The organism is Nisaea denitrificans DSM 18348 (genome assembly GCF_000426505.1).
GTDB lineage: Bacteria > Pseudomonadota > Alphaproteobacteria > Thalassobaculales > Thalassobaculaceae > Nisaea > Nisaea denitrificans.
Map to the genome: position 1 here is coordinate 197813 of NZ_KE384531.1, position 25847 is coordinate 223659.

The following is a 25847-nucleotide window of genomic DNA, read 5'->3' on the forward strand; positions in this document are numbered from 1 at the left end:
CTGCACTTAGGAGAAGACCAATGACTTACAAGTCCGGACCCCATTTTCTGCAAATTCCCGGGCCAAGCCACGTCCCTGGCCGGATCTTGCGCGCCATCGGTCAGCCGACGATCGACCATCGCGGCCCGGAATTCCAGGTCCTCGCAAACGAGGTGCTGGCGAAGGTGAAGCCGATCTTCCAGACGGAATGCCCGGTCGTGATCCTGCCGTCCTCCGGCACCGGTGCCTGGGAAGCCGCACTGGTCAACACCATGAATGTCGGCGACAAGGTGCTGATGTTCGAGACCGGTCAGTTCTCCTCGCTCTGGGCAGAACTCGCCACGCGTCTTGGCCTGAAGCCGGAAGTGATCTCGGGCGACTGGCGCCATGGTGTCGACGCGGCGGCCATCGAGGCGCGGCTGCTGGAAGACAAGGGGCATGAGATCAAGGCGGTCTGCGTCGTCCATAACGAAACCTCGACAGGTGTGACGTCGCAGATCCAGAAGGTGCGCAAGGCCATCGATGCGGCGAACCATCCGGCACTGTTCATGGTGGACAGCATTTCCGGTCTCGGCTCCGCCGAATACAAGCATGACGAATGGGGCGTGGATGTCACCGTCAGCGGCTCCCAGAAGGGCCTGATGCTGCCGCCGGGCCTCGGCTTCAACGCGGTCGGCCCGAAGGCGGTGAAGGCGAGCGAGAATGCCCGCATCAACCGGTCCTACTGGGACTGGAAAAGCCAGATCGGCATGAACAAGGACGGCTGGTTTCCCTATACTCCGGCAACCAATCTGCTCTACGGCCTGAACGAGGCTTGCGACATGATGATGGAAGAGGGGCTGGAGAATGTCTTCTCCCGGCACGAGCGCTTCGCCGAGGCGACCCGCCGCGCTGTCCGGGCCTGGGGCCTTGAAGTGCTCTGTCAGTCGGCCGACGAATACAGCCCCGTCCTGACCGCCGTCGTCATGCCTGACGGCCACAATGCGGATACCTACCGGGCAACCGTGCTTGACAAGTTCGACATGTCTCTCGGCTCAGGTCTGGGCAAGGTGGCGGGAAAAGTCTTCCGCATCGGTCATCTCGGTTACTTCAACGACCTGATGCTGATGGGCACCCTCTCCGGTGTCGAGATGGGCTTTGCCGTTGCCGGTGTGCCGCACAAGAAGGGCGGCGCCCAGGCAGCGATGGAGTATCTGACCGGCAACGCCTGACCGTTTGATCTCAGGGCAGGGTCGTTACATCGAGAACACCGTCGGCGCGCATCCGCCAGTCCGGATGATCGCCGGCGATCGCCGCCGTGAAACGATGATGATAGAGCGGCAGCCATGGCGGGTCCTGCCGGAGAGCCATGTAGCTCTGCCGGTGGATGTTTTCGCGTGCGTCTGGATCAACTGTCCGGCGGGAGCGGTCGAGCAGTGCCTCCACCGCATCGTTCCGGTAGCCTTCCCACCAGGAACCGCGGACCCGGCTGTCGATCTTTTCGTTCAGCACGCGGAACGTGCTCATCGGACTGGAATCGAAGACGCACATGTCGTGGATTTTCTTGTCCCGGATCTGCTCCGCATAGGCCACTCGATCCTCTACCGTGCGCACAATGAGTGAAACATTGATCTGCGCCAACTGACGGGCAAGGGCGTTGGTCAGGACCTGCGCTTCGTCCGGTAGTCTGGTCGGGCAGTCGACACCCAGCACAAGGCCGTCGCCATAACCGGCCTCGGCAAGAAGGGCCCGAGCGGCCTCGGGATCGGGTTTTATGTCTGCCGGCTCCGGCGCGGCGCCGATATGGGCACTGCTGACGAAATCGCCCAGCGGTGTCCCGGCGCCGTCGAGCACATCGGCGATCAGCGCTTGTCTGTCAACAGCGAGCGTGATCGCGCGCCGGACACGGGGATCGCTGAATGGCCCCGATGCGGCGTTCAGCAAGTAGATGATCGCTGTCGGGTCGAAGTAATCGTGCTGCGTGATGCCGTCGCTAAGCTGCTCGGCGTCTGCCGGCGACAGACGGGTTGCCACCTGCGCCCGTCCAGCCACGATCGCTTCCGCCCGCGCTTCTGACAGAGGCACACAATGCCAGATCAATTGTTCTTGTGGCCGGGCACCGCCCCACCAATGGGGATTGGCTGTCATGCGAACCTCCCGACCGGGCTCGGCGCCTTCGAATTGAAAAGCTCCGCTGCCGACAGGGTGCTGCATAAAATCTTGGCGGTCGGCGAGATGGGGCGGCAGGGCATAGCCGGAAACCAGAATATCGAGCAGATCCGCAGTCGGCTCTACCGTTTCTATCGTCAGGGTCAGGGGATCGGGGGCAGTGATGCGGGCGTCGCCGAGATACTGGCCCCAGACAGCCGGTGCGCCGAGGGTGGCGCCGATGTCAGGCCGTTGCATGCGTTTGATCGAGTACTTCATCGCTTCCGCATCCAGTGGACTGCCGTCGTGAAAGTGCAGCCCCGGCCGGAGCCGGAAAGTCCAGCGGCAGGCATCTTCAGCCAATGCCCAGCTCTCCGCCAGAGCGGGAACGAACCGTCCGTCTCGGCCACGCCGGACAAGTGCGTCGAACAAGGCCTCTAGCAAGGCGAGAGTGTCCGAGTTATCGGTGCAGTCCTGCGGATCCACGAGCTCGATACGTGATTGCAGTATCGTTACGGTCGGCGTCATTGTTTTCTCCCTCGGCGAAGAGCATATCGCGCAGGGGAAGCGGATTTAAAGTGTGAGCGGTTCGAGTGATGAAATGCGTGGCTCAGCGTTCCCGGAATCCGCGGAACAGAAGCTGGGAGACCGGGCCCAGGATATAGTCGGCGGCGGTCCGAGCTTCAGTCAGAAGAGCGATGTCTGCCGCCATTCCTACTTTGAGGGCGGATATCGCGGCCGCTTGGCTGCTGCCGATATCGAACCTCAGCCGCGCTTCGTAGAATGGCTGGCCGGTTGTCGCATCTTCCAGCAGATCCGCTGAAATCCGAACGACCCGTGCATGCAGCGGTGGCCGGTCTCTCCAACGGTAGGCCCTGATACGGATTTCGGCGAGCTGTCCGCGATAGACTGCGTCGATATCCGCCGCGCGGATACGGGCATCGACAACCAGTTCATCCTGCCGCGGGACGATGCTCAGGATTGCTTCCCCCGGCTGGGCCACGCCGCCGATGGTGTGGAAAGCGAGATCGACGACTTCTCCCGCTGCAGGCGCGCGTATCTCCGTATTGCGGAGACGGTCGCGCGCGCTTTTCATTTGCTGGCGCAACGCTGCGATTTCATTGGAGGTTCGGGTCAGGGCTTCGGCCAGTTCCGTCTGGCTCTGGCTCCGGAAGGCCAGCAGGTTGAGCCTGGCGGCTGCCAGATTCTCCTCGGCCTGGGCGATCTTGCTTCGGAGCGTGTTCCGTTCGCCGAGGAGGGCTTCCCGGGCGCGCTTCAGGGCGAGCAGCCGAGGCTTGCGCTCCAACCCTTTGTTCAGCAGCGTCGACACATCCGCAGTTTCTTCTTCGAGCATCGGCAACTGTCTGTCCGTCGAGCGAACCTGCGCCTCAAGGGAGCGGACTTCTTCCTCTATCTCCGCGATCCGGCGGGCCAGCACCAGCTCCTTGCCTTCCTGCTCCTGCTTTGCCGCAGTGAACAGGGTTTGCTCGATTTCCATCACCCGCAGGGCATCCGGGTCAGTTGGGTTCCGGGTCAGGGCGGCCGGCCAATCCGGTTGGTCCGCCCCGCGCAGGGCGGCCGACAGACGGGCCTCGCGGCCGAGTGTCTGCATCAGCCGGTTGCGTGTCATGTCATGCTCGGCCCAGGCCTCCGCCGGATCGAAACGCAGCAGAGGTTGCCCTGCGGTGACGCTGTCTCCTTCCGAAACCAGAATCCGCAAAATCCGCCCGCCGTCCCGGCTCTGCACTGTTTTTTTGTATGACTGAACCAGCACGCGGCCTTCGGCCAGCACGGCGGCATTGATTGGAATAAGCCAACTCCAGAGTATTGCTCCGATCACGAAGAGCGTAATCGCAGAGAGAGCGGACAGGATAATTAAACCGATGCGAGGACCGGAATCGAACTTCCCGGTTCGATAATCTGTAAGCGTGCTCATGATGGGGCCGGCTCAGGCAAAGGTGGGGACAGGTCGGGCGAAGGGGGGGGAGCCGGCACAGCGATTTTTGCGACGGCTCCGTTGTCGAGCAGGATCACCCGGTCCGCACTACGCAACATTTCCTGGCGATGACTGGTCACAATGATCATCCGGCCCCTCTCCTTCAGCCATTTGAGCGTGGTAATCAGGGTGTTCAGGGCGTGTCCGTCCAGGTTATTGTCTGGCTCGTCCAGCAGGATCAGTGCGGGGTCGCCATAAAACGCTCGGGCAATGCCTATCTGTTGTCTCTGCCCGCCGGTCAGTCTGTCGAGCGGGCTGTCATAGCCGTTTGGCAATCTGCCGATCACATGGTGAATGCCAGCAAGTTTCGCGGCCTTGACCGTGACGTAGGGATCGCTCTCCGACATCCGCGAAATAACCGAGTGGATTGATCCGCCAAAAAGCTGGGCCGATTGCGGCAGATAGCCGACATGGTGGCCGAAATCGTCGCGGCTCCAGCTATGGGTATCGTGGCCGTCCAGCGTGACGAAGCCGACGGTCGGCTGCCATAGGCCCGTCATAAGCTGAAGCAGGGTGGTTTTTCCGGACGCTGCCGCGCCTGCGATACAGACGAACTCTCCGCTGCGGACATCGAAAGAGACGCCTTTCACGGTTGGCCGCGATGCACCGGGAGGCACGAAAGAGACATTGTCGAGACTCAACCTGGTGCACGGACGGGGTTGCGGCATCAACGAGCGCTGCAACCGGGCGGGTTCACCCAGCGTGGCCGCAATGCGCCGGATCGCGCCTGCCGCCGCATTCCAATGCCGCCAGCGGTCAAGAAGTTGCTCGAGCGGCGCGAGGGCACGGGCAAGGATGATGGAGCTGGCGAGCAGCGTGCCGAAATTGGCGGCCTGTTCCAGAACCAGCAGGGTGCCGCCGCCAAACACGGCCAGTTGTACCGAGAGACGGAAGCCCCTCGCTGTGCTCAGAATGATCGCCTGACGTTGCGCCCCGCGCATATTCGCGGCGATCATTGCCGCGTTTTGCATGCGCCATCTCCGGGCGACGTTGCCGAGCATTCCCATGGCATCGATGACTTCGCCACAGCGCAGGGCATCGCTGATCTCGCGATAGGCGGTTTCCGCACAGTCGCTGCTTTGCCGGGCTGGTGCTCTGGTCAGCAGATCGTTTGTCACGGCCATGACCATGAGGACAAATCCCGCGCCGAGGCCGAGCCAGCCAAAATAGGGATGCATAAGGAAGAGGGCCCCGAAGAACATCGGCGCCCAAATCATTTCCAGTCCGGCGGTAAGCGCGCCTCCCGACACAAAGTCGCGCAGCAGTCCGATATCCTTTAGCAGTTCGGCCGGTCTCTCGCCGCCCCCGAGAGAGAGCGCCGAGATCGGCGCGATTGCCACCTCACCTAGTTGCTCTGCCAGCCAGCCGGAAAGGCGCTGGTAGGTGAGGCTGCGCAGGTAATCGAGGATAGAATAGAGCAGGATCGCTCCGCCGGCGAGAAGCGACAATCCGGCAATAGTTGCAACGCTGCCGCTTTCCGTTACACCGGAGAACAGTTTCAGCATGTAGAGGGGCGGAACGAACATAGTGAGTGAAATGGCGAAACTCAGAACAATGCAGAGCACTAGCCCGGGTACGCATTTCATCATAATTGACTGAAAATGCCGGGAGGATGACAGGGCTGTATTGGCTTGCTTTGGCATCACTATTGATTTCACATAAATACAACCAATAAGTTTCTATCATTGACTGCATTTGTATGCGAGTCGTCTCGAATTGTTGGTTTTAGGGGACTTTTACCATTTCCGGGAGATCTCCGAGCTCTTCAATCTCCGGTGGCTTTAATCTTAACCCACGCTGATGTAGGAGTTTATGTCGCCAAGCAGGTCGCTGGCGCTCAGGCCGTCGATGGTGACAACATTGCCGTTCCCGAAATCGATCACTGCATTGCCGAGCGCATCGCTGGAGATGCGGCTCACGAGATCCCCTGCTTCCGTGACTGGCAAGCCGTTGATCCCCGACGCGACTCTGATTGTGTCGGTTCCGGCCACAAAGTCATAAATGATGTCTACGCCGCTGTTGGTTCGGAAGACGAACTGATCGGCGCCGAGATTGCCGTGCAAGGCATCGTCTCCATTGCCGCCTTCCAGGATATCGTTGCTCTGACCGCCGTAGAGTGTGTCACGGCCGTTTCCGCCGAAGATCGTATCGTTCTGCTGGTTTCCGTAAACGACATCCGCGCCGATGTTTCCGTAGACGATGTCCGCGTCCCGGTTCCCCATGATGAAATCGCCGTCGTCTCCGCCGGATATACAATCTTCTCCCTGGCCACCGAAAAGACTGTTCGCGCCGTCGTCCGCGCCGATCGTGTCGCTTCCCGTGTTGCCGTAAATGATGTCATTGCCTAAGCCGCCAGCCAGGTTGTCGGAGCCGAGACCGCCGCGAACAAGATCGTCGCCGCGGCCGGCATCGACAGTGTCGGCGCCGCTGCCCGCCTGAACCTTGTCGTCGCCGCCACCGCCGGTAATCAGGGCGTCGCCGGAGCCCTGCACGATCAGAACCCGTCCGGTTGCGGAATCCGGATTGAGCGAGATCGAAATCTGCTCTCCGTCAGGAGCCAGAACGGTCGCCGCGGTCGTTGCGTCGGGAAGGACGAAGGGCTCTTGGCTATCGATACCGGACGAGCCTCCAGATGATTGGACCGTGACAGTCTCGACCGACCCTTCCGACAAGCCGATTTGATCGAGAAAATCGCGAATGAGCGTGCTCTGCTCCGCGTCGATGTTCCGGTTTTCCAGCGGATCGAAACTGCCCCCTACTAGGGATGCCACGAGATGCTCCTCCTGTTTGGTCGTGTCGTTGTCGTGGCCAATGTCAGTCCTTTCGATACCCTTGAGGCACGACCATGAATGTGTCCTGATAATGCAGGGCGCCTGGTTTCTCGGCCCATTTTCCGGGGTCGAACCCGACTATTTTGAGGCCGCTGTCCTCCAGCATCCGGGTCCAGGTTTTCCGGGTGTACCCGGCGAAAAAATCCTGTCCCTGATAGGCGTAATAGCACCCTTGCTCCTCTTGCGAGACGGATCGGTGCAGGCCGGTTCGGCGCACAAAATCAAAGAAGAATTCGTCAATGATGAAGCAGGTCAGGTACGCGCAGCCGCCTCGTTTCAGGACACGCGACAGTTCGGAGAAATAGCTGATGCAGTCCTGTTTCTGGAGGTGGGTAAAGAGGGAGACGGCAAACGCGAAATCGACTTGCTCGCGTTGCAGTTCTGAGAGGTGGTAGCGGTTGGCGGCACCGGGATCGCGGGGCTCGAAGTAGTAGTTATTGACAGCTTCTCTCTGAATGAACCGGATGGCTCCCGTCTCAGAGGCTAAGTTTTCCCGGCACCAATCGAGCCCCTCCGGCCAGACGTCGACGCCGAAATAGGCGCCGCCATCCAGATGAGCGGCGAAGGGGATCGCCAGCCGCCCGCAACCGCAGCCAAGGTCGAGGATTGTGTCCGTCCGGTCGATGCTGCCGCGCTGTACCAACTCGCCAAACAGATCACACATTGTTGTACGGAAATGGGTCTCATCCGGGCTCCCCACGATATTCATCATGGCTGGCGGCGGGAGCGCGTTTGCAGCCATCGACCAACAGGACTCGATGGTCTGCCGCACTCGTTGCGCCTTTTCCTGGGCGGCACTGATCTCCGTCCGCAAGGTGCGGATATAGGCGCTGGCGGCGGGGAGTTGCTCAGTCATCGGCGGGCATCCGTTGTTGGTCGGCAGGTTCCGCATGTGGCCGCTGCCGACCTTGGTGCCGGCCGAACTTGGTGAAGTGGTCAAAAGCGGTCTTGAAGCGCCCCTCGGCAATTGCCCGGGCGATATCCGGATTTTCCATCCGATACGCTGTCTCGTCGAAATCCGGTGGCGGCTGGATCACGGTCGACTGGACATATTCATCGGCCAGGCTGGAGATCTGCCGGATGAGATCACCCGCCTCGATGGACAGACCCCGGGTGCGGATGATTTCCGTTACGGTCATTTGCAGGAGAACCCAGCGCCGGTCGAGTTCCTGCTGTTGGGCGGCACAGCGCTTTTTCAGTATTCCCGCATCAGCCTCGTCCAGCGCTGCGGATGGCGTAGCCGGGACTGTCTGAAGGCGCGATCGCAGATCTCCCAATCCGTATGCCTGCCCCATCAGCCCGGCGAGTGTGGCAAATTGTGGTTCGCGCGCCGCCCGCCGTAGATAGCGGTTTCTCAAAATTGCATTGAAAGCGACATGCGGGTTTTCTCTTCCGCTATCGGAATTCGCGTAACTGCCGTCCGTGTCCTCGCCCTCGTCCGAGCGATGATGATAGTTTGCCAGCGGCAATGGCAGCACACCGATATCTGCTTCCATCAGAAAGCGCAGATTGAAATCCCAGTCCCCCAGCACCGGGAGTGTCTCGTCGAACCCGTCGAGGCGTTCCCATAAGGCGCGGCGGAACAGGAAGGATATCGGCGGGAATACATTGCCCGCCGCCATTTCGGCGGTCTGCACGTTGTGCAGCCAGTTGTTGAAGGGGCGGTGGCCACACTCAAGAACAGTGTTTCCCGAGATGATCTCTTCGACATGTGTGCTGTGGCAGACGACGCCGTCATACAGACCCTGATGCCGGTTGAGGAAATTGACGGACTGTTCAAGGAAATCCGGCTCCCAGCTATCGTCATCGTCATGAATGACGATCAGGTCGGAGATGGAGGTGCGGATGCCGGCATTCGAGGCCGCTTCCATGCCGAGGCTTTCCGGGTGTGAGCGAAAGACAATCCGGCCTGGATCGACCAGGGATCTTTCCAGAACATCGCCCACCGGTTTCGGATCACCGCCATCGTTGACCACAACCCAGCGGATGTTTCGATAGGTCTGCCCGGCAACACTGCGGGCCGCTCTTTCCAGAAGGATCGGGCGATCCTTGGTGCGGGTGATGATTGCAACGGATGGCTCATCGGGGCGCGGCGACCGGGTGACCTCTGCTTGCAGTGCACGTTGGGCGCGCTGTCTCCGCTCCCCATCAAACTCGATAGTGGCCTGTCCCGGCCCCCAAAGCGCTTCCTCGACACGCTGTTGCGGGCTGTCGCCGGGATAGCGGTCCCTTGCAGGCAGGAGTACGGAAACGGAGCCGGTCCGGCCGAGATCGAGAGAGCGCGGTTTCAGGGTGAGCTGTTCCAGGTCTGCCGGTGTCGGTGCCGCGATCATGTCCGGGAGACGGGTCATTGCCATCGCATAGGCAGTTGCGATTTCCCGAGGGCTGTCCGAAGCGTGGGCTTCGATATGGTCGATGACGCCTTCATATGCCGGGTCGGGCAGTTCGCGGACTGGACTCTTTACCGTGGTTCCGTGTTTTGCGGCTTTGATGTCGCTGCGGTCGAGATGCTCGACCGATGGGAAAGACGGCTCGAATAGATTCTCGATCAGATGACGGTGAAGGATGAGAGTCGAGGCAGGGTTATCGGGGTCGATATCCGGGCTGTCGAATAGCAGGCCGGACATTTCCTGAGGTTTTACCCCGAGAATATCGGCGCGACCGATACAGCCGAAATAGACACCGGCCCAGTCTCTCTTCGGGAAGGTGCGTTCGAGCAGGAGCTGTTGAGTGCCTCGCCATCCGGTATCGACAAGAACAAGCCGCTCCGCCGGACCGGAAACGGCATCGAGATAGTCCGCGAAGAGGTCCGCCTGCTGGCGTAGGTGGCGCCGGACGCGCCGTGCCTCCGGAATATCCCTGCGCAGAAACTCGTGCAGCGGCTGCTGCTGGATAGGTGGATTGTCGCGTTTGAGTTCGCTGGATGGCACCTCCGCCCGGAGCAGGGCGCGGACGATGCTGTCGAGGCTCTCTCCATCAAGTTCCCGGGCAAGAGCCGTCAGGGCGAGATCGGGAACGGCCTTGAAGGCAGCCTTTACGGCCATCAGCCGGGAGGTTTTGAATAGAACCGCATGATCTGGAAGGGAGGAGCCGCGCCGTTCAAGCCATATGCCGTAGAGGGACCGGATACGCAGCCCTGCACGGAGCCCGAACAGGATGCGGTCGCGGCGCGGATCGGTCTGCAAAAGATGTGCGTGCAGTTTCAGCAGGTAGAGGTTGACGAGCGGGCCGAATAGGTCGCGCCCGATCTCCCGAAGATCTCTCGTCTCTGCGGGGCGCTTGGTCATGGCGCAAACCTGCATTCATGACCGAAGCCGCCATCCAGCGCGATGATCTCGGCACGGGTGCCGGCAAAACGGGCCCGCCGTTCGCGAAGTTCTTCATCCGGCAGGGGAAGGTGCAGAGCATGCCAGCCACGGCGCTTGGCACCGCGATAATCATGTTCCAGATGATCGCCGATATGCAGGGCGTGGTTTGGTTTGACCCGCAGTGTCTTCGCAACATGATCGAACAGGCCTCCGCCAATCTTGCTGCCGTGCCCGTCCGCCGAGGAATAGACCTTTGGACGATAACTGATGTCGCTCTTTGTCGTGAGGATGCGCCCGATCCGCCGGCTGTCGAGATACATGTCGGAGAGAAATACAGTCCGCAGAGAGGGGAAGTGCTCCCTGATCTCGGAGATCAGCGGGTTGAGCGTGACGTCTTCAATCTCGCATTCCAGTTCGGTCCGGACATAATGTTCCGTCAGATCCGGCCGGTTGAGAAGTGAGCAGACGGTTCCGGCAATATCGTCGAGTGAGGGGTCGCTCCCAATGACGGAGTGTCGCTGCATTCCATAGGCGGCGCGCATCGCGGCGATGCGGACAAGCATTGCATCTTCTGCCGACGGATCCGGTCCGTTGGCACTTGCTGGAAGTGTTTCATGGAAGCGCTTCGAGAGTGACCAGAAACGGCCAAGTTCCGATCCCGGTGACCTTAGCAATGCTGTATCGAAGACGTCGATAGACAGCAGAGTAATCTTGTGTGCCGCGACAACCCTGCCGATTTCCTCAAGGAGCTGGGCTCGGTTGACCGGATCGCCATAGAAGGACCGCAGGCAGGCGGCCGCTTTCTGAATGGTGAGGTAAGGGGACAGCGCGTGCTCGATTGGCGCACTACTCCCCTGCTCGGCGTCGCTATCGATTTTCCCGTGCCCGTCCATCGATCCCGGTCCTGCATCGTCGCGGACCTGTGCCCACGACAAGGCGGGATCGTGCCACCAATCAGTATGCCCTTAAAGGGTTATTTTCATGCGCGAATATTCGCCATAAAAGTTTATTCAGTTGGTGTTCCGATTTCAGACTTTGTCATCTTAATTCAGAAAATCGGGCTCTTCCTTTTCCAGCATCCGGCGCAATGCCTTGAAATGCCGGTCCGCGACCCGGGCATTTTCGGTGGAGGCCTGCTGGCGGGTGTGGGAGCGGACTCGTTCCGAAATCGTGCGCATTTTCTGGCCGGTGGATTTCGCCAGAACCTGCACCTTCGCGGCGCGTTCCAGATAATAAAGGTCGTTGAACGTGTCCTGCACCGTGGCGCCGGTGGTGATCACGCCATGGCAAGCGAGGAACAGGATCGCGTTATTGCCGATTTTACTCGCCATCCGCGCGCCTTCATCCTCATCCAGTGCCAGACCTTCATATTCGTCGTCATAGGCGATACGGCCGTCGAACATAAGGGCGTTCTGCTCGCACATCTCGAGGCGCCCGCCTTCCAGCAGGGTGAGGGCGGTGGCATAGGGCATGTGCGTGTGCATGATGCAGACCGCGCTTGGCACGTGTTTGTGCATCTGGCTGTGGATGAAGAAGGCCGTGTCCTCGACCGTCTCCGTGCCTTCCAGCACAGTGCCGTCACCATCGCAGAGGACCATCGAGGAAGCGGTGACTTCCGACCAGTGCCAGCCGAACGGGTTGATCAGGAACCGATTGCCGCGCATCACGCCGTCATCGTCGGGCAGGGCCAGCGAGAAGTGATTGTCGACACCTTCATTGAGGCCCATGCGGGCAGACCAGCGTAGTGAGCAGGCGAGATCGATGCGGGCTTGCTGAATGTCCGTGGTCATGGCGGCTCTCTCCAAGTGGGCTTATCTGCGCTTAAGAATTTGTTGTTTTGCCGACGATAGACCGGGCGTTAGGGTCCCGTGAAGTGCCAAGCGGTGCACGGTACCGGCCCGGGTCGGCGTCAATTACCAGAAAGTAACGGAGGCGAGATGGCCGAGAAAAGCTGCGCCGATGCGATTGTCGGACTGATGGAAAGCTACGGGATCGATACGATCTTCGGCATTCCGGGCGTGCATACCGTAGCCTTCTACCGAGCGCTGGTATCGAGCGGTCTGCGCCACGTGACGCCACGGCATGAGCAGGGCGGGGCGCTGATGGCTTATGGATATGGTCTTGCGACCGGCCGTCCGGCAGCCTGTTCGGTCATCACCGGCCCGGGGCTTCTCAATGCCGCGACGGGGATCGGTCAGGCCTATTCGGATTCTGTGCCGATGCTCGTCGTCGCCGCAGCGAACAAGAGCAACGAGCTCGGGATGGGGCAGGGCTTCCTGCACGAAATGCCGAACCAGCACGATGCGGCGCGGACCGTCACTACCTTCAATCATCAACTGCGGGCTCCGGAAAATCTGCCGGAGGTGTTTGCGCAGACTTATGCCCAGTTCGACAGCGGGCGTCCCCGCCCGGTTGGATTGGAAGTGCCGCGTAATCTGTTTGATCAGCCCGCCAACGTTGATGCCACCGCATGGCCAAGAACGTCGAAGCCCGGACCTGAAGCTGGTGCTGTAGCCAAAGCGGCTGCGCTCCTATCCGAGGCAGAACGGCCGGTACTGCTGCTCGGCGGCGGGGCGAAATGGGCCGGGGCCGAAGCGCTCGTATTGGCGGAGCGGCTTGGCGCCCTGGTCGTTACGACCACGGCCGCCAAAGGGACGATTCCGGAAACGCACCCCCTCAGCGCCGGGGCAACTCTTGAACTTGAGCCGACACAGCGCGCGCTCGCCGATGCCGACATCGTCCTCGCGGTGGGTTCCGAATTGGCGGAGACGAGTTTCTGGACGAGTGCTTCGGATATTCAGCTTGGTGCCCGGCTGATCCGCGTGGATATCGACCCCGCGCAGCTCGTGCGCGGTTTCAGACCCGATCTCGCGATCCTGGGGGACGCCGCGCTGACTATGGAGGCGCTGACCCAGCGCCTTGGCCGCACGCCTGCTACTGGTGGAGAAGAACGTGCCGCCCGTCTCTGGGAAGAGAACCGTGCGGTGCATGAGGCGCCCGAGACGATGAACCGCTGCCGCATGCTCAATATGCTGGCCGAATATATGCCGGAGAATTGCTTCATCTCCCTCGATTCGACGCAGGTCGCCTATACCGGCGCCTCCTACTTCCGGATCGACCATCCCAATGGCTGGCATTTCCCGAACGGCTTCGGGACCCTTGGCACCGGCGTGCCGACGGCGATCGGTGCAAAGCTCGGGGCGCCAGAGCGGCCGGCCATGGCGATTGCCGGCGATGGCGGTTTGTTGTTCACGGCGGAGGAGCTGATCGTCGCGGCGGAGCTGCGTATGCCCTTGCCCGTGGTGGTCTGGAACAATGGCGGCTATGGCGAGATCCGGGATCACATGATCGATGCGGGCGTGCAGCCGCTCGGCACGGATTTGCTGGTGCCCGATTTCTCCGCACTCGCAGCGGCCTATCATTGCGGCTATGCCCGGCCTGAAAATGCCGAAGGCTTCGGCAATGCGCTCGCCGAAGCCTTCTCTGCAACGGGCCCGACTCTGATCGAGCTCCGGTCGGACGCCGCTTTCCTGAATGGGACGGACTGAACGGCCTGGGCTTAGGCGCCGAGCATTTCCTTTGCCTTTTCGAGGATCGATTCCGGTAGCCGTGTTGGTTTGCGCGCGTCGAGATCGAGATGCACACCGAACTGGCTGAGTTCGGCCAGCCGCGTGTTCTTCGTGGTGTCCATCAAACGATGGACCATCCGGATGGAGGACGAGCCTACATGGGCGACCGTGCTGTCGATATGCACGAGATCGCCGCTGTCCGGCCAATGATCCATCTCGATCTGGAATTCGAAGGTCGAAAAGCCGCGTCGGTTGTCGCGCAGGTAGGTCGGACTCATGCCGATGGTGGCAAGGGCGTGGAAACCGGAGCCGGAGAACTGGTGGATCAGCCCGCCAAGGCCGAGTTTTCCTGTCCAGTCGAGATCGCTCGGCCGCACCACATCCATCCCGGCACGGACCCATTTGGCCGACGCGGATGCGGGCGCCCGCTCTTCCTTCGGCGGTCCGTCCCACTCGACTTCGGAGCCGGTCAGTGCTGCGCCGTCCAGCGTCTGCTCCATGGTGGTGCAGAGCTTGCCTGTCTCTGAATTGAAGAGTTTGTGGGCAATGACGGGGCGCAGCCCGGTCTCGATCAGACCGGTTTCGATGTGGAACAGATCGCCCTTTCGAAGTTCGGCATGATAGCGCGTGTAGCAGTCCGTCGTGCGAGCTTTCCTCGGGTCGAGGCCATGGTCCCGCAGGAAGCGCCAGCCGGCCGCTTCAAATTTTTCATAGTAATAGGCGACGGTGAAATGTTCGACGACGTCGCATTCCCAAGCTTTAACGTCACCCCGAAAGGTCTCGGAGAATCCAGCACTCATGTCCACTATCCAGCTTTGCAAAGTCAGAATGCGACTATAGGCCGCTCAGCTTGATGATCGTCAATTCCCCTATTTCAATGGTCTTGTGTTTCTATTACTTGAAAAAATTGGAGAATCGGGCGATACGCGAAAGTCATTCCATGAATGATGCCTGAAAATTTTTCGCGGGAAAGCAAAGGTGGATAGAATGAAATCTCCGTGAGAGATTCATAAAGTGTTAAAAAATTCATGGTTAACATAAAATTGTATCTTTATTTGCGTGAAGTCTTTGGGGGATAGTTTGGCGGGTGGTTGGAGACAGAGCAAAGTGGCGAGGCGCGTAAAGCGTGTCTGGTACGCTTTTTTGCGGACACTCTCTGTTGACGAGACAAAACTCGATTTCGATTTCGAACTCGAGGAGAAGGAACCCGAGGAGGAAGAAGCCCTCGGTCCTTGGCATCCAAAAACCATCGAAATGATAGAGGCTATCTGGGGCAAGGGCTTCAACATGCCGGGCGGTGCGCAGCATGCGTTGACCCTGGCCAAACCGTTCGCTCTCGACAACCAGATGAACCTGCTCGACCTGACCAGCGGCATGGGCGGCGGCACGATCGCGGTAGTTGGTCAGTTTGGCTGCTATGCGACGCTGCTCGAGAACGTGCCGGAGCTGACCGAGATCTCCAAACGCAATATCGACATGTCGCAGACCCGGGCGAAGGTCAAGTTGCAGGAGTACGATCCGGCCAATATCACGCTCAAGGCGAACAGTTTCGACTGTATCCTGACCAGGGAGTTCCTGTTCAGGACCGAGGATAAGACCCGGATGTTGCGTACCCTGAAGCGAGCGCTTCGGATGTACGGGCAATTGTCGCTCACCGATTTCGTACTCCCGCCTGGCAAAGAGCCTTCAGCTGCGGTCCAGAAATGGATCAAGAACGATCCTTTCCCGATTCACCTCTGGACGATGGATCGCTACGACGCGGAAATGGCTGCGCTGGAAATGGATGTCCGGGTGTCCGAAAACATCAGCAAAGACTATCATGGCTATATGACCCGAGCTTTCCAGAGCTTCATTGACCGGTATCAGGAAGGCAAGATCAGCGCCACTCCTCGGCAACTTGAGATTTTGATGGGTGAGGTCGAGCGCTGGGCGCGGCTGGCGGCACTGCTTGAAGCGGGCGAGATCCGGCTGCATCGTTATTTCGCTCTGAAGCCCGTAAAGGCCTGATCCGGGAAACGTTTCCGCAAGGGCGTTTTTCGGGGATCAGGCGTTGACAACCCCAATCCCCCACCATATGTTCCGCGCTTCTCGAAGGCAGCAAGCCTTTCCGACAGAATTATTTGGACTCGTGTCATGAAAATCGCGAATTCGATCAAGACGCTGAGAAAGCGGGACCGTAATTGTCGCGTTGTTCGCCGCAAGGGCCGGACTTACGTGATCAATAAGCAGAATCCGCGCTTCAAGGCACGTCAGGGCTAATAGCCTCGGCCTGATCCGATCAAGGCGGCTGTCCGTAAGGATCGCCGCCTTTTTCATGTCTGAAAAAGTAATTCCATATCGTGGGATTGGATCTTTCCATACGGAATTTCGACGTCAGATTGCCCACCGTGTCCGACGGTCCTATTGTGGACTGAAAACAAGTGGGAGAGCGCTATGCAGATGCCGGAGCCTGATCAGTCCGTTATCGGCCGCCGCGAGGAAATCGCAGCCGCGCTTCGGGCAATCGTCCCTGGTGAGGGGGTGATCACCGAAACCGATTCCATGCGAGTCTACGAGACCGACGGCCTCTCCGCCTATCGCCAGTTGCCGATGATCGTGGTGCTGCCTGAAACCACGCAGCAGGTGGCGGATATTCTGCGCTACTGCAAGGAAGCGAGTGTGAAGGTCGTGCCGCGCGGTGCGGGAACCGGTCTGTCCGGGGGCGCTCTACCGCTGGCTGACGGTGTCCTGCTCGGCCTCGGCAAGTTCAACCGGATTCTCGATATCGATTATGACAACCGCGCAGTGGTGACCCAGCCGGGCGTGACCAATCTCGGCATAACTCACGCGGTCCAGGATGACGGCTTCTATTACGCGCCAGACCCGTCCAGCCAGATCGCCTGCTCGATCGGCGGCAATATCGCGGAGAATTCCGGTGGCGTGCACAGCCTGAAATACGGTCTCACCACCAACAATGTGCTCGGCGTCGAGTTCGTCTCCATCGACGGTGAGATCCTGCGTTTTGGCGGCAAGCATCTTGAAGCGGACGGCTACGATTTCCTCGGCCTGATTACCGGCTCCGAAGGACTATTGGGCGTGGTCACAGAGGTCACTGTGCGGATCCTGCGCAAGCCCTCAACCGCGCGCGCCGTGCTGGTCGGCTTCCCGACGCCGGAAGAAGCGGGCGCCTGCGTCGCGGCTGTGATCGGTGCCGGGATCATTCCGGGCGGCATGGAGATGATGGACAATCCGGCGATCAACGCGGCGGAGGATTTCGTCCATGCCGGTTATCCGCGCGATGTCGGCGCTCTTTTGATCGTGGAACTCGATGGCCCGGAGGTCGAGGTCGATTATCTGATCGGCCAGGTGCGGGAGATCGCGGAAGCGAACGGCGCCAGCGAAATCCGGATCAGCGAGAGCGAGGACGAGCGGAACACCTTCTGGGCCGGACGCAAGGCCGCGTTCCCGGCGGTCGGAAGGATCTCGCCCGACTACATCTGCATGGACGGTACCATTCCGCGCAAACAGCTCCCGGAAATCCTGACCCGGATGAGTGCGATGTCGAAGAAGCACAATCTGCGGGTCGCCAATGTCTTCCATGCGGGGGACGGTAACCTGCATCCGCTGATCCTGTTCGATGCGAACAAGGAAGGTGAGTTGGAGCGGGCGGAGGCTTTCGGCGCCGACATCCTGACGGCATGCGTCGAGCTTGGTGGTGTTTTGACTGGTGAGCACGGAGTTGGCATCGAGAAGCGCGACTTGATGGGCGCGATGTTCACGGAGACCGACCTGAACCAGCAGCAGCGGGTGAAATGCGCCTTCGACCCGGATGGCTTGCTGAACCCGGGAAAGGTGTTCCCGCAACTGCATCGCTGCGCCGAGCTCGGCCGGATGCATGTCAGCGCGGGCCAGCTACCGTTTCCCGAAATTCCACGATTTTGATGTCTGTCAATGATGGGGCCGGTTTGTAGGCGCCAAATGGTTGATCGGTTGGGGCCGGCCGACTAGGGAGAATTGATATGACAGATGTGACGAAGCCTGCGGCAGCCAAGCGGCGAACGACTGCCTCGGCGAAGAGTAAAGCACCCACTGCGCCTGCCGTGGACACTGTGTCTGATAAAGCGGCGCCTGATGCAGCGGACCGTAGCCAGGCTGCTCATGCAGCTGCCGGGCAAACGCTCCACCACCTCTCAGAAATGCGGCATAGCCCGGAAGAGATCCATCGCATCTTCGAGACTGGCGAATATCCCTATCATCAGAAAATAAAGCGGGCTGTCTATGAACGTCAGAAAGCCAGTCTGCAGGCTGAACTTCTGAAGGCGCAGCGCTGGATCCAGGATACCGATCAGAAGGTCGTCATCCTTTTCGAGGGACGGGATGCAGCTGGCAAGGGCGGGACGATCAAGCGCTTCATGGAGCATCTGAACCCGCGCGGGGCCCACGTTGTCGCACTCGACAAACCAACCAACCGGGAAAAGAATCAGTGGTTCTTCCAACGCTATATCGAGCATCTGCCGACGGGTGGTGAGTTGGTTATGTTCGACCGCTCCTGGTACAACCGGGCCGGTGTCGAGCGGGTGATGGGGTTCTGTTCTCCCTCCGACTATCTGGAATTCATGCGCCAGACGCCGGTGCTGGAACAGATGCTGACCCGCTCCGGAATCCGTCTGTACAAATACTGGTTCTCGGTTACCCAGGAAGAGCAGAAACGGCGCTTCAAGGCGCGGAAGACAGATCCGCTGAAGCAGTGGAAGCTTTCTCCCATCGACCTGGCGTCGCTCGACAAGTGGCCCGATTACACCGAGGCCAAGGAAGCGATGTTCTTCTATACGGACACGGCCGATGCGCCGTGGACCATCATCAAGTCGGACGACAAGAAACGGGCGCGGCTGGCCTGCATGCAGCACTTCCTGTCCAGTCTGCCTTATGACAACAAGGACCGGCGGATCGTGCGCGGGCCCGACCCGCTGATCGTCGGCTCCGGCGCGCATGTCGTCGGCGACGATCATCATATCCTCGGAAAATCGCTGCATCCGGAACAGCAGCGTGGCCGGGGTGACGGCACACCAACCGAAACGGAATAGCGGCGGCAGGCCGCATCGGGGCAACAGGGACGACACATGGCATCAACGTTTAAGCCGGAAGACAGCAAACAGGTTGAGGAAGCCGTCGCTTGGGCGGTCTCCAACGGGGAGCCGCTGGCGATTGTCGGGCGGAGCAGCAAGCGCGCTCTGGGGCGGCCTTTCCAGGCGGAGACCATGCTGGACCTGTCGGGGCTTTCCGGCGTGATCGACTATGAGCCTGCGGAACTGGTCCTTACCGCCTATCCCTCTACCCCGATGGCCGAGGTGGAAAAGCTGCTGGCCGAGAACAACCAGATGCTCGCTTTCGAGCCGATGGATCTGACGGCTCTGCTCGGTGGCGCATCGTCCGAAGGCAGCCTTGCCGGCGCGCTGATGATCAACAGCGGCGGGCCGCGCCGTATCAAGGCGGGTTCGGCCCGGGATCATCTGCTCGGCTTCGAGGCGGTCAGCGGGCGGGCCGAACAGTTCAAGTCCGGCGCCCGGGTGGTGAAGAACGTCACCGGTTACGATCTGCCGAAGGTGATCTGCGGCTCTTACGGCACGCTGGCGGCGGTGACGAAGATCGACGTGAAGGTCCTGCCCTCGCCGGAGAAGGTCTACACCGTTTTGGTACTTGGCCTTGATGGCCCGGCCGCCGTGAAGGCGATGAGTGCGGCCATGAACAGCGCCCATGAAGTGTCCGCTGCGGCTCATATACCTGCGGATCTCACCGGGAAGTCCGGCGTGTCCTATATCAAGGGCGCCGGTGTGTCCGTCACGGCGCTGCGGATCGAGGGTTTCGGGCCGTCCGTCGAGCGCCGTTGTGCCGATCTGCGCGAGGAGTTGTCCGCGTTCGGCGCTGTCGAGGAACTGCACACGATGAACAGCCAGAGTTTCTGGCGTGAGGTGCGTGATGTGCAGTATCTGGTGGCACCGTTGCCCGCTCCCGTCTGGCGCATATCCGTACCGCCGTCCGCCGGAGCCGATGTCGCGGGGAGGCTGTCCGCGATGGACGGCGCTGCCTGGTTCTCGGACTGGGCAGGTGGCCTGATCTGGTTGCAGCTCCCGGTCTCGGACAATGCTGGTGCCGAGGTGGTGCGTGCGGCTGTCGGCGCTGCCGGTGGACATGCGACGCTGGTACGTGCCGGGCACGAAGTGCGCGCGGCTGTTCCAGTTTTCCATCCGCAACCGGATGCGATTGCAGCGCTCAGCATGCGCCTGAAGGAGAGTTTCGATCCGAAACACATCCTCAATCCCGGCCGCATGTATGCGGGCGTCTGAGAGGGCGAGATATAATGCAAACAAACTTCACCCTCGCCCAGCTCGCCGATCCGGCGGTCAAGGAATCCGAAAGCATCCTGCGCAAGTGCGTGCATTGCGGGTTCTGTACCGCGACTTGTCCGACCTTCGTACTGCTTGGCGACGAGCTGGACAGTCCGCGCGGCCGGATCTACCTGATCAAGGATATGCTGGAGAACGACAAGCCGGCCAATGACGAGGTGGTCCGGCATGTCGACCGTTGTCTCTCCTGCCTCTCATGCATGACCACCTGTCCCTCCGGCGTGAACTACATGCATCTGGTCGATCATGCCCGCGCCCATATCGAGGAGACCTACAGCCGCCCCCTCATGGACCGCGCCTTGCGCTCCCTGCTGGCCTGGCTGCTGCCGTACCCGAACCGGTTTCGTTTCGCCCTGCTCGGGGCGGCAATGGCGCGTCCTTTCGCCGGGCTGTTTGGCGATGCCCTCGGTGGCCGGGTGAAGGCCATGCTGTCCCTCGCACCGAAACAGCTTCCCGCGCGCAGCCCGCTTGAAAAGCCGGGTACGCATGCTGCGGCGGGTCCGCGCAAGCTTCGGGTGGCGATGCTTGCCGGGTGCGCCCAGAAGGCGCTGGCGCCGTCGATCAACGATGCGACCATCCGCCTGCTGACCCGCCACAATGTCGAGGTGGTGGTGCCGAAGGATGCGGGCTGCTGCGGCGCGCTGACCCATCACATGGGGAAGGAAGAGGCGGCGATGGCCTCGGCCCGGGCGAACATCGATGCCTGGGTAGGATTGGAAGAGCAGGAAGGCGGTCTTGATGCCGTCATCATCAATGCTTCCGGTTGCGGCACCACGGTGAAGGACTACGGCTTTCTGCTACGCGAGGATAAGGCCTATGCGGAGAAGGCGGCGCGGATTGCTGCCAAGGCAAAGGATGTCACCGAGTTGCTTACAGAGCTGGATCTGCCGGAAAGCCTTGCCGGGGATGGGCTCCGGGTGACCTATCATTCCGCCTGCTCCATGCAGCACGGCCAGAAGATCAAGAGCCTGCCCCAGGCCCTGCTGCGCAAGGCGGGCTTTACGGTGAAGGATGTGCCGGAAGGGCATCTCTGTTGCGGTTCGGCTGGCACCTACAACATGCTGCAGCCGAAGATCGCCACCCGCCTGCGGGACCGCAAGCTGGCCAATATCGCAAAGACCGCGCCGGAAGTGATCGCGGCGGGCAATCTTGGCTGTATCACGCAGATCGCATCGGGCAGCGGCGTGCCGGTTGTGCACACGGTGGAGTTGCTCGACTGGGCAACCGGCGGGCCGAAACCGGAAGCGCTCGAAAACGTGTGATCGGGGGCTTGGCGGGACCGGATCGGGATCTACCTCAGAATTATGCGGAGACTGATCCTCGCGGCTCTGTTCGCCATCTTCCTCTCCTCCCCGGTTTCGGCGGACCAGACCGACACGCGGCTCGATCCGTTGTTCGCGGAACTCAAGGCGGCCGCTTCCATTACCGATGCCCTCTATGTCGAGCGTCAGATCTGGGCCATCTGGTCCCAGCACGGCTCGGATGCGGAAATAGATCTTCGCTTCCAGCGCGGCATATTACTGATGAATGCCGGGCGGCTGGAAGAAGCGGCCCGGATCTTTAGCACGATTGTTGAGATAGATCCCGAGTTTTCCGAAGCCTGGAACAAGCGCGCGACCCTGCTCTATCTCATGGGAGACGTCGTGGGATCGGTACGCGATATCGAGCGCACGCTGGCTCTGGAGCCACGCCATTTTGGCGCGCTGTCCGGTCTTGGTCTGATCTATGAGCAGATTGAAAGCGCCGATGGTGCCATCAGGGCCTTCACCGCCGCGCTCGAAATCAACCCGCACATGCCATGGATCGTGGAGCGGCTGGAAGCGCTGGAGAAGCTGCGGGAAGGCGAGCCGCTCTAGCTCGATTTGACGCAGATCTGTTTCAGGATCAGCCAGTCCGCCGGTGAAAGTGCCTGTTTGGTCCCCGTCCCGCGCTCCCGGAAATAATCGGCGCGTCCTTCGCTTTCGGGATGCGTGTTGAGATAGTCGGGCAGGGTCTCGCCAAGCCCGCCCGACCTGGACAGCCGTTCGAAGAAAGCTGCGCCGCCGCTCGGGTCGAGATCGAGCTGGTTCAGCAGGTGCACTGAATAGCGATCCGCCGCTTCTTCGTCCGAACGGGAAAAAGAAAGTGACAGGCTATTCTGGAACAACGTGTCGCCGAGGGAGGTTGGACCGGTTCCGAACAGCAAGGTGGCGATTGCGCCGATCGCACTGTTCCGCATCCAGCGTTCAGTCAGGTCACGGTTCACCACATGGCCGATTTCGTGCGCGAGTACGGCTGAAAGCTCATTTGGGCTGCGCGCGTTGCGGATCAAGCCGCGCATCACGACAATGCGCCCGCCCGGAAGGGCGAAGGCGTTGCTCATCTTGTTGTCCAGAACATCGATGAGGATCGGATGCGGGAAGTCGGAGACTGAGAGGAGTTGGTCCGTCAGGCTTTTGAGGATCTCGTTTGGGCGCCCGGCGGTGCAACGCTTGCCCAAAAATTTCTCCAGCGCCGCGAGCTCCGGCCGCTCTTCCACCTCGAAGGACCAGGGCACGATGCGTGCAAGAGTGTCGGTGATCGGCGGAACGAGGAAATAGATTGCCGCGACCACCGTGATCACGCCGACCGCAAGCACTCCGGCAACGCGTGCCGCCCGCAATCCTTCCTTCTTGCGATTGAGCAGATCGGGCGCATGCTGCCCGATCGCTTTGACAAGCTCCGGCTCTTCGATGATCAGGCGCGAGTCCTGATGTTTGCGATGGGTGAAGGCCAGATGGTCCGACGGTCGATAATCCCAGAGCCGGATCAAGTCCTCGTAGCGCCAGGCAAGATCACCCCGTTCGGTCGAGAAAGAGATGCCCTCCTGCCAGACTTCCGGCGTGATCTCGTAACGCTTGGCGGAGCTGCCGTCGAAAAAATGCGAACTCATGATCTATGCAATATCGAAGTCACCGAGAAATCCTTCACCCTTTGAATCGGTATCGAATTCGGCCTGTACAAGCGCGTCCAAGTTCAGATTGCCGGTGATCGTCAAATGCTGTGCAAGGAAATGGCCCTTTCGGAGCCAAGCTATGGGCAAAAGGATCCATAGTGAGAGATAGGTGATCAGCCAGTTGCCGATATAGAGGCCGAAAACTTGGCGTATCGTTGGCTGAAAGCTGAAATGAGCTGCACCGAATGTGAGCCTGCTAGCGGCTTTTTTCCAGAACTGAATCTGGTAATTCAGGTAAGCGAGTGCCGAGCAGATCGCTCCTATCACAACAATCCCTACACTCTGCCAATGTATGGCTGCCGCGCTGTCGGAAGAGTCAAATTGAAAGCTAAATCTGATAGAAATTATTCCGCCGTCGATATCGACAAAAGCAAAGAGCACAATAAGAGGCATAAGCAGAAAGAGCAGATATGGTCGCCATAGTCCTTCTGTCGTGCCTGCAAACCAGAATTGCTGCCCGCCGAACTTGGTATGGTCCAATTTGTATTGAAGTAATTTGACATCCATCCAGGGTTTCATGATCCCGAATGTAATGAAAACCAGAAAATAGCACCCGAACGACTTCAGAGCGTACATATAGGCCGCCCCGTCGACAGATCCACGGATGCCGCGCCAGTGTGTGCGATTGACGCGATAGCGATACGCAAGATAACGGGCGGCCGAATAGAGAAAGGCAATTCCGAGAACGCTGAGATAGGAAAGCAAGGCGAACAGGAAGCTGAATCCGATCTCCGGGTCGATGATGCGGGAGTTCACCCAGTTCGAAAAAATACCGTAGGGGAGCAGGATCAGCAGGAAGACTTTCAGGAAGCCGATGAAGATCTCGAGTCCGGTGCCTGTATATTCCAGCGGGCTGCCGTCGAAACGCATCCGTGGCCAGAGGGCGCGTCGCACGCGGGTAAGAGCCCAGAAGCGGTAGACGAAAAAGGTCAACACCATGAAGACGATGTTCACGATGTGAAGCATGAGGAGGCCGCCAACCCCGTTCCGGTCGAATTCCAGTTTGTGAGCCAGAATATCCTTTTCCCCGGCAATCCCGATGCTGCCCGCACCACTGCTTTCAAACGTCATCAATGTCCCCAAATCACGTAGACGTTGTACTTTGAATTATTGTCGTATCCTGAGATGCAATCTGTGTCACCTGCGGGTTCCCAAAAATTGCTGCGCCCTATAATCGACTCGCTCCGCCTTGTCTGGGCGCGCGTCCGGTTGTATCGCTAGGCGTTCGCCACAAGATCCTCCCGAAAGGCCCGCTCCCATGTCCTCTTACGATCTGATCATCAAGAACGGTACCGTCGCCACGCCTGGCGCGATTGAGGCGATGGATGTCGCGGTGAAGGACGGCAAGATTGCCGGGCTGGGGTGCTTCGATGCGGGATCGGCGGCCGAGGTGTTCGATGCCACGGGCCTGCATGTGCTGCCCGGCGTGATTGACACCCAGGTGCATTTCCGGGAGCCGGGTGCGGAGCACAAGGAAGACATCGCGCACGGCACCATGGCGGCGGCCATGGGGGGCGTGACGGCGATCTTCGAGATGCCGAACACCAACCCACTGACACTGACGCCGGAAACCCACGCGGACAAGATCGCCCGGGGCGAGGCTGGCGGCTGGGTCGATTTCGCCTTCTTCGTCGGCGGCTCGGCGGAGAATGTCGGCAAGCTGCATGAATACGAGAACCTGCCGGGCTGCCCCGGCATCAAGATCTTCATGGGTTCCTCGACCGGCTCCCTGCTGGCGAAGGATGACGAGACCCTGGCGAAGATCCTCGCCGACGGCCACCGCCGCTTTGCCGTGCATGCCGAGGACGAATACCGGCTGGAGGAGCGTAAGCATATTGCCGAAAAAGAGGGCCATCCCCGCGTCCACAATATCTGGCGCGACGAGGAAACCGCTGTCCTGGCGACTAACCGCATTCTGAAGCTCGCCCGTGCGGCTGGACGGCCCGTTCATATCCTGCATGTGACGACGGCGGAGGAGATGGACATCCTCGCCGCCAACAAGGATATCGCCACCGTCGAGGTGACGCCGAACCATCTCACTCTGGCGGCGCCGGACTGCTACGAGGAACTCGGCTCGCTCGCCCAGATGAACCCGCCGGTGCGTGAGAAGCATCATCAGGACGCGCTCTGGCGCGCCATTGAGCAGGGTGTGGTCGACGTAATCGGCTCCGACCATGCGCCACACACGCTGGAGGAAAAGGCTAAGCCCTATCCGCAGACCCCGAGCGGAATGACCGGGGTACAGACGCTGCTGGTCAACATGCTGAACCATGTGAACGAGGGACGGCTGTCCCTGCGCCGCCTGGTCGAGCTGACCTCGGCCGGCCCGCAGCGGGTCTACAACATCGCCTGCAAGGGCCGGATCGCCAAAGGCTACGATGCAGACTTCGCCATCGTCGACCTGAAGGCAAAGCGCACCATCACGAACAACTGGATCGCCAGCAAATGCGGCTGGACGCCCTATGACGGCAAGAAAGTCACGGGCTGGGTGATGGCGACGCTGGTGCGCGGGAATGTCGTGATGCGCGAAGACGAGCTGGTCGGCAAGGCATCGGGCGCGCCGGTCAGGTTCGTCGAGACACTGTAAGCTTTCGGAAGTGCTTTACCTGACGGGGCGGTCTTTCCTGATTGGCACCGCTTACATCCCGCGGTGCAGCATTGTCGACTGGGACTCGTCCTC

The 25847-nt window shown here is 60.3% G+C and carries 21 protein-coding genes; 10 read left to right on the top strand and 11 right to left on the bottom strand.

Annotation, left to right across the window (positions count from 1 at the left end; genetic code table 11):
* The first annotated feature begins 20 nt into the window (after nucleotides 1-20).
* Nucleotides 21-1190, top strand: coding sequence for a pyridoxal-phosphate-dependent aminotransferase family protein (locus K328_RS0117880; protein WP_028467138.1), 1170 nt, complete (start codon nucleotides 21-23; stop codon nucleotides 1188-1190).
* Nucleotides 1191-1200: 10 nt separating this feature from the next.
* Here K328_RS0117880 and K328_RS0117885 read toward each other — a convergent pair whose 3' ends face one another.
* From K328_RS0117885 to K328_RS0117925, 8 genes are all read right to left on the bottom strand, one after another.
* Nucleotides 1201-2634, bottom strand: coding sequence for an ABC transporter substrate-binding protein (locus tag K328_RS0117885; RefSeq protein WP_028467139.1), 1434 nt, complete (start codon nucleotides 2632-2634; stop codon nucleotides 1201-1203).
* An 82-nt stretch (nucleotides 2635-2716) separates the two neighbouring features.
* On the bottom strand, nucleotides 2717-4042 hold the full coding sequence (locus K328_RS0117890; protein WP_028467140.1) for an HlyD family type I secretion periplasmic adaptor subunit: 1326 nt from the start codon (nucleotides 4040-4042) through the stop codon (nucleotides 2717-2719).
* Nucleotides 4039-5745, bottom strand: coding sequence for an ATP-binding cassette domain-containing protein (locus K328_RS24730; RefSeq protein ID WP_084608388.1), 1707 nt, complete (start codon nucleotides 5743-5745; stop codon nucleotides 4039-4041). The genes K328_RS0117890 and K328_RS24730 overlap by 4 nt, the downstream gene beginning before the upstream one ends.
* 144 nt (nucleotides 5746-5889) lie before the next feature.
* Nucleotides 5890-6873, bottom strand: a complete 984-nt coding sequence (locus tag K328_RS24735) for a calcium-binding protein (protein ID WP_051285082.1) — start codon at nucleotides 6871-6873, stop codon at nucleotides 5890-5892.
* 43 nt (nucleotides 6874-6916) lie between these two features.
* Complete coding sequence (locus tag K328_RS0117905) at nucleotides 6917-7789, bottom strand: class I SAM-dependent methyltransferase (protein WP_169721227.1); 873 nt, start codon at nucleotides 7787-7789, stop codon at nucleotides 6917-6919.
* Nucleotides 7782-10220 carry a glycosyltransferase gene (locus tag K328_RS26020; RefSeq protein ID WP_051285083.1) on the bottom strand — a complete coding sequence of 813 codons (2439 nt, stop codon included), beginning with the start codon at nucleotides 10218-10220 and terminating at the stop codon, nucleotides 7782-7784. The genes K328_RS0117905 and K328_RS26020 overlap by 8 nt, the downstream gene beginning before the upstream one ends.
* Nucleotides 10217-11176, bottom strand: a complete 960-nt coding sequence (locus tag K328_RS26025; RefSeq protein WP_156901469.1) for an HAD hydrolase-like protein — start codon at nucleotides 11174-11176, stop codon at nucleotides 10217-10219. The genes K328_RS26020 and K328_RS26025 overlap by 4 nt, the downstream gene beginning before the upstream one ends.
* A gap of 108 nt (nucleotides 11177-11284) precedes the next feature.
* Nucleotides 11285-12031: an aldolase gene (locus K328_RS0117925; protein ID WP_036554873.1), complete on the bottom strand. Its 747-nt coding sequence runs from the start codon at nucleotides 12029-12031 to the stop codon at nucleotides 11285-11287.
* 147 nt (nucleotides 12032-12178) lie between these two features.
* Between K328_RS0117925 and K328_RS0117930 the strand changes: the two genes are divergently transcribed.
* Nucleotides 12179-13789 carry a 5-guanidino-2-oxopentanoate decarboxylase gene (locus K328_RS0117930; RefSeq protein ID WP_028467144.1) on the top strand — a complete coding sequence of 537 codons (1611 nt, stop codon included), beginning with the start codon at nucleotides 12179-12181 and terminating at the stop codon, nucleotides 13787-13789.
* An 11-nt stretch (nucleotides 13790-13800) separates the two neighbouring features.
* Here K328_RS0117930 and K328_RS0117935 read toward each other — a convergent pair whose 3' ends face one another.
* Nucleotides 13801-14610 (bottom strand): acyl-CoA thioesterase, encoded by an 810-nt coding sequence (locus K328_RS0117935; RefSeq protein ID WP_028467145.1) that lies wholly within the window; start codon nucleotides 14608-14610, stop codon nucleotides 13801-13803.
* A 307-nt stretch (nucleotides 14611-14917) separates the two neighbouring features.
* Between K328_RS0117935 and K328_RS0117940 the strand changes: the two genes are divergently transcribed.
* The 7 genes from K328_RS0117940 to K328_RS0117970 all read left to right on the top strand — a co-directional run bounded on the left by K328_RS0117940 (nucleotide 14918) and on the right by K328_RS0117970 (nucleotide 22049).
* On the top strand, nucleotides 14918-15817 hold the full coding sequence (locus K328_RS0117940) for a class I SAM-dependent methyltransferase (RefSeq protein WP_028467146.1): 900 nt from the start codon (nucleotides 14918-14920) through the stop codon (nucleotides 15815-15817).
* 126 nt (nucleotides 15818-15943) lie between these two features.
* A complete protein-coding gene (gene ykgO / locus K328_RS0117945) occupies nucleotides 15944-16069 on the top strand; it encodes a type B 50S ribosomal protein L36 (protein ID WP_028467147.1) in 126 nt (41 codons plus the stop codon).
* A 174-nt stretch (nucleotides 16070-16243) separates the two neighbouring features.
* Entirely contained in the window at nucleotides 16244-17731 is a 1488-nt protein-coding gene (locus K328_RS0117950; protein WP_028467148.1) for an FAD-linked oxidase C-terminal domain-containing protein, read from the top strand.
* 77 nt (nucleotides 17732-17808) lie between these two features.
* Nucleotides 17809-18873, top strand: a complete 1065-nt coding sequence (gene ppk2 / locus K328_RS24750) for a polyphosphate kinase 2 (RefSeq protein WP_084608390.1) — start codon at nucleotides 17809-17811, stop codon at nucleotides 18871-18873.
* A 36-nt stretch (nucleotides 18874-18909) separates the two neighbouring features.
* A complete protein-coding gene (locus K328_RS0117960) occupies nucleotides 18910-20133 on the top strand; it encodes an FAD-binding protein (protein WP_028467149.1) in 1224 nt (407 codons plus the stop codon).
* 14 nt (nucleotides 20134-20147) lie between these two features.
* Nucleotides 20148-21455: a glycolate oxidase subunit GlcF gene (gene glcF, locus K328_RS0117965; protein ID WP_028467150.1), complete on the top strand. Its 1308-nt coding sequence runs from the start codon at nucleotides 20148-20150 to the stop codon at nucleotides 21453-21455.
* Nucleotides 21456-21497: 42 nt separating this feature from the next.
* The gene (locus K328_RS0117970; protein WP_051285087.1) at nucleotides 21498-22049 is read left to right on the top strand and encodes a tetratricopeptide repeat protein; all 552 of its coding nucleotides are present in this window, start codon (nucleotides 21498-21500) and stop codon (nucleotides 22047-22049) included.
* Here the strand turns inward: K328_RS0117970 and K328_RS0117975 are convergent.
* Together K328_RS0117975 and K328_RS0117980 are read right to left on the bottom strand one after the other, a co-directional pair.
* Complete coding sequence (locus K328_RS0117975) at nucleotides 22046-23104, bottom strand: M48 family metallopeptidase (protein WP_028467152.1); 1059 nt, start codon at nucleotides 23102-23104, stop codon at nucleotides 22046-22048. The genes K328_RS0117970 and K328_RS0117975 overlap by 4 nt on opposite strands.
* Nucleotides 23105-23107: 3 nt before the next feature.
* Nucleotides 23108-24238: a YjgN family protein gene (locus K328_RS0117980; RefSeq protein WP_028467153.1), complete on the bottom strand. Its 1131-nt coding sequence runs from the start codon at nucleotides 24236-24238 to the stop codon at nucleotides 23108-23110.
* Between the two features lie 187 nt (nucleotides 24239-24425).
* Between K328_RS0117980 and K328_RS0117985 the strand changes: the two genes are divergently transcribed.
* A complete protein-coding gene (locus tag K328_RS0117985; protein ID WP_028467154.1) occupies nucleotides 24426-25754 on the top strand; it encodes a dihydroorotase in 1329 nt (442 codons plus the stop codon).
* Nucleotides 25755-25847 lie beyond the last annotated feature (93 nt).